Raw genomic sequence first — 7,705 nt, forward strand, 5'->3', positions numbered from 1 at the left:
GGCCGGGGCCGACTTCCACTTCGCGGTGCACAACGCGGCCGGCATCCTCTCGGCCCAGCGGGGCATTAGCGTCACCGAGGCGCTCATCCGGCTGCGGGCGCACGCGTTCAGCAGCGACCGCCTGCTCGCTGACGTGGCCCAAGATGTCATCGCCCGCACGCTCCGGCTGGAATGACCCAGCCCACCCTGCGCGCTGGCAGCGGGGGCAGGCCGGCGTTAGGATGGGTGCTGCGGGTATTGTCCCGATCCGGCGCTCGCTGGCCCCTGATGGGTGCCGGGCGCCCTGGAGGGTGAGTGGAGATGGCCCGGGAAGCCGATGTGGTCCGGTCACTGGTCGAGATGGCCGATACCCTGGTCGACGACTATGACGTCGTCGATTTGCTGACCGGGGTCGCGGACCGGTGCGTCGATCTGCTCGGCGTCTCCGCCGCCGGGGTGATGCTGGCTTCTCCCGGGGGCAGCCTGGGGCTGGTGGCCTCCTCCAGCGAGGCGATGCGCCTGCTGGAGCTGTTCGAGCTCCAGCAGCAAGAAGGCCCCTGCCTGGACGCGTTCCGCACCGGCGAGCCCGTGCAGCACGAGAACCTGCAGGCCGGGGCCGGCCGGTGGCCGTCGTTTTCCGCCGCCGCCCTGCAGGCCGGGTTCGCCTCGGCGCTGGCCCTGCCGCTGCGGCTGCGGGAGGTGACCCTCGGCGCGCTGAACCTGCTCAGCGTCACCCGTGCCCCGATGGCCCAGGCGGACCTCATCGTCGCCCGGGCCTTCGCCGACCTCGCCGCCTTGTCCGTCGCCCAGCACCGGGCCAGCGCCGAGGCTCAGCGGCTGAACGAGCAGCTGTCCGCCGCCCTGGCCAGCCGGGTGGCGATCGAGCAGGCCAAGGGCGTGATCTCCGAACGCGCCGGGATCGACCTGGCCGAGGCCTTCACCCGGCTGCGCACCTACGCCCGCAACCACAACCAGCGCCTCACCGACGTCGCCCAGGCCGCCACCGACGGAACTCTCGACCCGCTCGCCTGGGCACCCGCCCGGCCCACACCCGACAGTGCGGGCAGCTGACGGCTCCCCTGCACCCGGGTCCAGCGCGCTGAACGCCACCCTCAAGCAACGGCCGGCCGCTGAGTTCCTCAGCGCGACCGCACTCTTGACCATCGACGGTGGACACATCAGCTGTTCGGTGCGATGAGGGTGGCCGTGCCGGACCGCAAGAACTTGCGCCAATTAACGCGGCTACCCGCGCGGACTCCATCATCGGGCGGTCACCTCACGTAACGAACGGACCATCTCAGGGCAGCTCTCCGCCGTGCCTCTCACATGCTGATCTTGATCGACCGGAGTCGTCACCGCGAGCATCGCCGCGTCATCGTGAACACCGCCGGACAGTTCGGCCAAGCCCTGTCCCATGTCCTCTATCCATCTGGAGTGACGTCCGGTGCTCATAGCGAATCGCGCGTAACACCGCAGCGGGACCAGGCGGTGTGGCCTGATGGCAAGGTCACCGCTCGCCGGCCAAGGCGAACACGCTCCGTTGTCCGGCGTGCCGGCCAACGCCCGTCGCGAAAGGTCACGTTCCCCGTTTGGTTCAGCGGTGAAGGCTTGTGAGCCATGTCCCGGCCTGGCGTGGGGAGGTGAACCGGAATCGCTGGATGCGGGCAACCTCTGGCCGCGCAAGGAGCGCGCCAATCTCCGCGTGCCGCGCGGCGTGCGTCTGCGCAGCCCAGCGCACCGGATGGGTAGGCGACCACCACCTCCAGGGCGGGGAGGCGGAGGTGTGCGCCCCGTCGCCCCGGCGAGTAAGCCAGAGCCGCAGAGAACGAGCCACAACGCGGCGCCATACGACCCGCCGCGGATAGTCCAAGGCGACGAGGGCATCGGCGTGCGGATACACCAGCGCCTCAGCGTTATAGGGCGCACCGTCGAACACCCACCGCCCGCCGGCAGCCTCGACGGCGGCAGCGACCAGTGCAGCGAAGCCGGGAGCCTCGTCATCGCCAAGCGCGTCGCGTTCGATGTGCCGCGCGTCCAGTCGCACCGCAAGCTCGCGCGCCAACGTCGTCTTTCCGCTGCCAGCGCAGCCGACCACCACGACCCGCTCCGGGATCGGCCGAGCGGGGACCGGACGCGCCGTCATGCCCGTAACGGTACGTCGCGAGGGGCAGGTGGTCCGAGGCGGTCACGGCGATCGGCGCACCTGGCCTGCATTTTCATGATCTACACCACACCGGCAACCAGCTCGCGGCCGACACGGGCGCGGGCCTGCGCGATCTGATGCCCCAGATGAGCCACGACAGTGCCCGCGCGGAAACGTGAATGCTTACACAGAAGGGACAGTATTCGACTGACGATTCTGCCAGTCGGCGCCTAACGCAAAAGACCCTCGCCGTACCCTGACAGGCGAGGGTCTTTCACTTATTCCGTCCACCGAGCAGTTCAACCCTCTTGCTGGCCGCTCCATTCGGTGTATTCCTCGTCAAGCACTGCGGTAGCGCGGGCCGCTGCGGACGGCACGAGGTGACCGTAGATCCCGTACGTCACCCGCACGTCGCGGTGCCCTAGCCAGTTCGCCACGTCGGTAATCGGGACGCCCTTGCCCAGCATCGCGGACGCGAACGCATGCCGCAAAGAATGCGGCGTGAAACCCGCCGGAATCTTCGCTTTCTCCGCCGCGTTCATGAACCGGTCGTAAACTGTCCCGTAGAGCTGGTAATTCCGGTCGCCGTTCCCCGGCATGAGCGGGCCGCCCGGTAGATCCTTGACCATATCCCACAGCCAAGTGGGTACCGGAATGTCGCGGTACTCTCCGCGCTTGCGCTTCTTGAGCGGTGCCGTCTCCCGGCCATCCCGCGTGGCCTGCTGATACACGCGCAGGATCGTTCCGTTCTCCCGAATGTCTTTCTTCTCGACTGCAAGCGCTTCTTCGATGCGCAGGCCGCAGCCGCGCATGAGCCATACGCAGATGCCCGCGCCTAGCGTTTCGTCATTCCCGTCCGCGACGAACTTTACTTGCGCGTGAGCGGGGAACACAAAATCCGTCCGGTCGTGTTTGGTGCCGTTGTCCGATAGCTCGATATCCGCCAGCCGGTGCTCCCGGATCTTCCCCGCCTTAACTGCCTCGTCGCACGTGCCCGTGATGACCATGCGCGCGTTGCGCCGTACGGAAATGCTGAGCTCTTTCGTGACCGTGAGCAGGTCAAGCACGCCGTCACGGTCGTTTGCCACACGGGCCAGCGTGCTGTTGCCGTAGAGCGGCTTGACATGCGTCCGGTACGCGCTCAGATACGAGCTGCGCGAACGGTCGTTGACCGGAAGCCGCATGATGAACGTCTCGGCGGCATCCCCAAAGTTCGCCTTGCCCGCTTTCGAGTAGTCCGCGAACGTCCGGTCACCTGCCCGCTTGTCCACGGTTAGCTTGAGCTGCGCATCTTGGGCCAGTTTCCGGCCGCTGCCGTAGACCGTGCGCCCGTGGCGGACCTCGTCTTTGAAGCTGCGTTCGCGCTGCCTGCCGTCGACCCAGTAGCGCAGCGTCCAGGCGTGCGAGCAGCGTTCCACGTCCGTACACGTGTGCTGGCACGTGTCGGCCGCGCATGCCTTGTTGGAGTCGGGCTTGTGGCCGGCGAGGTCGCACTTCTTGAAGACGACGCCGGTACGGTTCAGAGCGAGCGCCATGTCTGCCACTCCATGACTTTTACGATGACTGCTAGCAATATCACAAGCGATCTAGCTGCGACAACAGCCACCGTAAGTCAGATTGCGCAATTGACCTGCTCTAGCGGGACGTGCCAATACCCAACGCGTCGTCGCCTCACGATCGAAGCGACATGCGATCTTTAGGCTGAGCGTCTGTCCAGGCGCAACATCGCGGCCCGAACACGGGTGTAAGTTCTATGCCGACCCCGCGCCGCATCGACCGGTGACCTCCTCCGAGCGCGCGGTCACAGGCCTCTAGCCGATCGGGAGAGGCCTGAAGCGCGCAGGCCCGGCGTCCCGACGGACTCGACCGCCGCTGGTCTTGCTGGTGGGCAGGTAGTTAGCCGGGCATGTTGAAGCCCGGCCACCGCACCCCGGCGATCGAGAGCGCTTGCTGGGTGAAAGAACCAGGATCACTAAGTATTGGCTGGTCCGTGCCCCGGATGGCGAACTGGACGCCGCCGCAATTCGGGATCAGCTCGCTGGCGGTGGCCAGCACCGGGCTGTTGGCGTGGCCGAGGAACGACAGCGTGATCCCCTTGCCATTCTCGTTGAGGCTGCAGTGGCCGCCTCCCGGGTTCAGGGGAAGGCTGTCAACCAGTCTGACGATCTTGCCCACCCTGGCCGGGTCGGTGAGCGTGACAGGAGCGGGCCGGTCGTGCGGCTTGTTCATGTCAGGCTGGGCGGTGATCGTGATGGCAGTGACACCGGCGGGTACTCGTTCGGCGGCGGCCCGCTGCGGCTGCCACGACACCTGGACATCGACCCGGACATAGGTCTGTCCGGCGGGACTGCTGGCGGCTTGCACGATCATCTCCGCTGCGGGGGGAATGCCGGCCCCCTGGAGGTCGAACTCATAGCTTGCATCGTGGTACGGATCGCTCGGCGGGGTTGGTACCCCGGGGATAGCCGGCCGCGTCGGTGCCGCCTCACCGCCCACAAACGTCAGCCTGAACCGGCTCGACAGGTGTGCCTTCTCCCAGGTCAGCACCTGCAGCGGTGACATTCCCTGCGCCTTCCAGAGGGACGCGCTGTACACGGTGTCGGGATCCCCCGACATGAAAATGGGATTGTCCAGTTTTCCGCCGACGCCGCCGGGGGGCGCCGCCAGCCGCTGCGCCGCTGGCGGTGGGATGAATGCCCCGAGGATCGCCGCCGCTTCAGCCTTGGCCTGCTGCGGGGACAAAGCATGAGAGACCACCGCCGCGCGGGGAGCCGGTGAACCGCGGGCGTTTGTGATCACCGTAGTCCCGCACCCGGCCAGCGCCAGCGCTAGGCTCCCGATGAGGACATGACGGGCAGCGGGACGGCATCGCCGACGCATGCCACATTATGGCGCCAAACGCGCAGGGCCGACAATGCGCATCGCGCGGCCCCGTTCCTCGCCGCTTGCGAGCAGATCAATGAAAATCGCCCAGCAGCTCGTTAGCCGCTCCTGCCGCATCCGAGCCCGCTAGGCAGTTCACTGTTGAGGTTACCGTCAGCCTCTGATCTGGACCCAAGATGCGCCAGATGCGGCCCGTCCGGGGCCATGCTGGGAAAGCCGTCATCTCGCCTGGTGGCCTGGCGGCGTGGCGTCCTGGCTGAGGTCGACCAGTCTCGCCTCCAGGTCAGGATGGTCCACGAGCCTGTTCACGAGCGCGACGGGTCCGCCGATGCAGCTCCAGTCGTCGTCCCACAGCGTTGAGAATAGCCAGGCGCGGTCGGCAGGGAACATCAGGTCGGGCAGGACGCCTTTCCGGAGTGACCAGGGCTCGCCTCGGCGCCAGGCGGCAGCTTGCTCTGGCCCTGCTTCGGCCAGCACGTAATCCCATCCCGTGTACAAGGTCACCCTGGGCGCATCGGGGAAGACGATGTCATCGGCGCCTGTGTCGAGGTAGCCGAGCCACCATGGCTGGCCAGCTGAATGTCCGCCGAGCAGGGCGACGACGACCCGGTCGCGTCTGCGCCGGTCTTCGGGTTCCTCCGGTATCACAACCGTGACGTAGGCCTCATAGACCGGGGGAATGGCTGAAGTGATGGTCAAACCCGGAGTAGTGCCATCGGCAATCCAGGCGACCTCGGCGTGGGTCCCGAGGCGCCATGTACTGCCGTCTTTGGTCTGCGTGGTCACATGGTCAGCTTAAATCCCTGGTATTGACCCCCTATGACCCAACGGCGGGGCTCTACCCCCGCCCCCGCTGCGTGGTGCCTGACGGCATCGCGCGGACGCAATATCAAAGCCCCGCGCACCGGCCGCGTAGCGGTCGGACAAACCGCGCGCACGCGATCCAGGTCCTCACGGTCACGGACACAGGCATCGCCCGGATCGTCGCCTTCGCCTACCCGTCCCTATTCGCCCCGTTCGGCCTACCTTCGCACCTCCCACCCCATCCCTGATAACAGCAAGAAGCGGGCCAGCCGCGCAGCCGGGTATCTTCTGCGCCGGCACTGCCGCTGCCGCTAGGCGAACCGCCGTACCGGCACGCACCCCGCCACCGGAACTTCCCCCAGGCCCCGGACCGCGCACGCCACGCCCTGGCACAGGCAGCCGCGTTGCGCCTCGGTCCCGTAGGCCAGGAACAGGTCATCAAGCCCGCAGCAGTCCGACCCCACCGGCACCACACTGCTCATGGTTACCAGACAAGAGCACCACGGAGCGAAAGATCGCGGGCTATTTAGTTAAATGGATCGATACCGAGCGGTACCGGCGGCCGCCCACCAGGGATCACAGCGGCGGCGGCTGTGCCGGGACACGATAACTGTCACCACTCCGGGTGGCTGAGCGGCTAGCGCGGCTCGATCTGGCCACGTTATCTGTCACCTGCTGGCCAGGATTGTTGTCACCGGGCGCGGTTGGCCAAAGATAGTTGTCACAGGGCAACGCCGACTTCTCTGTCCTCCGTCGGGTGATGCGCGACACTCGTCCGCCAGCTGATCTGCGACAGCCCAAAGCGCGGATCCCGGCTACTTATTGAGCGCGAGGATCGACGAAGTCCCTTAAATCACGCCGACCAAGTCCTCGACCGGGACGTTCGGGTCGGGCACAGACCAGGTCGATGTGCCGCAACACTGTTATTACCGGCTCACGGAAACATCACCTTGCGAGAACGGCGGCGAGCGGCGGGATCAGATCTTGGTGCGCATGACCCACCGCCACTTCGCGATCTTCCGAACCCGCGTGAAGCCGTATCGCGCATACAACTCCTCCGGTCCTGTGTGCAGATAGGCGCCACGCTGCGGCGGCCGCTCCTCGGTCTGCTCCGGATAGGCCTCGACAACGCCGCCCCCGGCCCGCTTGATCTCGTCGAGTGCCGCCGCGACCGCAGTGGCGGCGACACCCTTCCCGCGATCCTTCGCGCTGGTGAAGATGCAGCCGATCCGCCAGTCCGGCAACTCGGCTAGACCCTGTTCATAGGCTTTGCGGTTCTTGATGGTAGCCACCTCGGCCGGTGGCCCGAACTGGCACCAGCCGACGCAGCGGTCACCGTCGTAGACCAGCACCTGGTGGACCGTTCCGCGCGTCACATGCCGACGCTTCAAATCCCGGTTTCCTTCGCGCCCATGGCCGACGCCCTCCGGGTGGAATCCAATGCACCAGCAACCACCCCAGACGCCGTTGTTAGCCTCGACGAGCGCAGCGAAGTCGTCCCAGGTCTCCGGCGTGAGCATTCGAGTCGTCAACGTCATACCCATAGTGTGCCCGGGCGGTATGACATGGTGCGCATCGGCAGATCCGTGCGTCGCACGCCGCCCGTCACGTGATCGGCAGGCGTCTAGACCTGTCGCACATCAGGTGGCAGAGATGTGTCGCACATCAGCTGTCGGATCACAAACGCCGACTTCTCTGTCCGGCTCCGCTTGATGTGCGACACCGTGGCTTCACTTGATGCGCGACACTCACGCGCCCGGCGATCTTGACCCCAGAAGAAGACCCTGCGGATCGACCCTGGCTCCGGCTACGACGACTAACGACAGCAGATCAGGATCTACGGTCGAGGACCAATCGGTCACTAGGGCCGAAGCGATTGACATAAATAAGACATCA

At 66.4% G+C, this 7,705-nt stretch carries 8 protein-coding genes; 2 read left to right on the forward strand and 6 right to left on the reverse strand.

The features are described from left to right. The first annotated feature begins 25 nt into the window (after positions 1-25). Together WA805_RS08305 and WA805_RS08310 are read left to right on the forward strand one after the other, a co-directional pair. Positions 26-175 (forward strand): ANTAR domain-containing protein, encoded by a 150-nt coding sequence (locus WA805_RS08305; protein ID WP_425242040.1) that lies wholly within the window; start codon positions 26-28, stop codon positions 173-175. A 125-nt stretch (positions 176-300) separates the two neighbouring features. Next, positions 301-1,050, forward strand: a complete 750-nt coding sequence (locus WA805_RS08310; RefSeq protein WP_425242041.1) for an ANTAR domain-containing protein — start codon at positions 301-303, stop codon at positions 1,048-1,050. Between the two features lie 523 nt (positions 1,051-1,573). On the opposite strand, the gene WA805_RS08315 is transcribed toward WA805_RS08310, so the two are convergent. The 6 genes from WA805_RS08315 to WA805_RS08340 form a co-directional block, all read right to left on the reverse strand. Next, complete coding sequence (locus WA805_RS08315) at positions 1,574-2,122, reverse strand: hypothetical protein (RefSeq protein ID WP_422326283.1); 549 nt, start codon at positions 2,120-2,122, stop codon at positions 1,574-1,576. 299 nt (positions 2,123-2,421) lie between these two features. Further along, complete coding sequence (locus tag WA805_RS08320; RefSeq protein WP_425242038.1) at positions 2,422-3,657, reverse strand: tyrosine-type recombinase/integrase; 1,236 nt, start codon at positions 3,655-3,657, stop codon at positions 2,422-2,424. Between the two features lie 361 nt (positions 3,658-4,018). Further along, on the reverse strand, positions 4,019-4,921 hold the full coding sequence (locus tag WA805_RS08325) for a hypothetical protein (RefSeq protein WP_425242039.1): 903 nt from the start codon (positions 4,919-4,921) through the stop codon (positions 4,019-4,021). Positions 4,922-5,224: 303 nt separating this feature from the next. Next, the gene (locus tag WA805_RS08330) at positions 5,225-5,791 is read right to left on the reverse strand and encodes a hypothetical protein (RefSeq protein ID WP_422287175.1); all 567 of its coding nucleotides are present in this window, start codon (positions 5,789-5,791) and stop codon (positions 5,225-5,227) included. Between the two features lie 329 nt (positions 5,792-6,120). Next, positions 6,121-6,291, reverse strand: coding sequence for a hypothetical protein (locus WA805_RS08335; protein WP_422287177.1), 171 nt, complete (start codon positions 6,289-6,291; stop codon positions 6,121-6,123). Positions 6,292-6,786: 495 nt separating this feature from the next. Further along, complete coding sequence (locus WA805_RS08340) at positions 6,787-7,347, reverse strand: GNAT family N-acetyltransferase (RefSeq protein WP_422287179.1); 561 nt, start codon at positions 7,345-7,347, stop codon at positions 6,787-6,789. Positions 7,348-7,705 lie beyond the last annotated feature (358 nt).

This window comes from Trebonia sp., from assembly GCF_049794275.1.
Lineage (GTDB): Bacteria > Actinomycetota > Actinomycetes > Streptosporangiales > Streptosporangiaceae > Trebonia.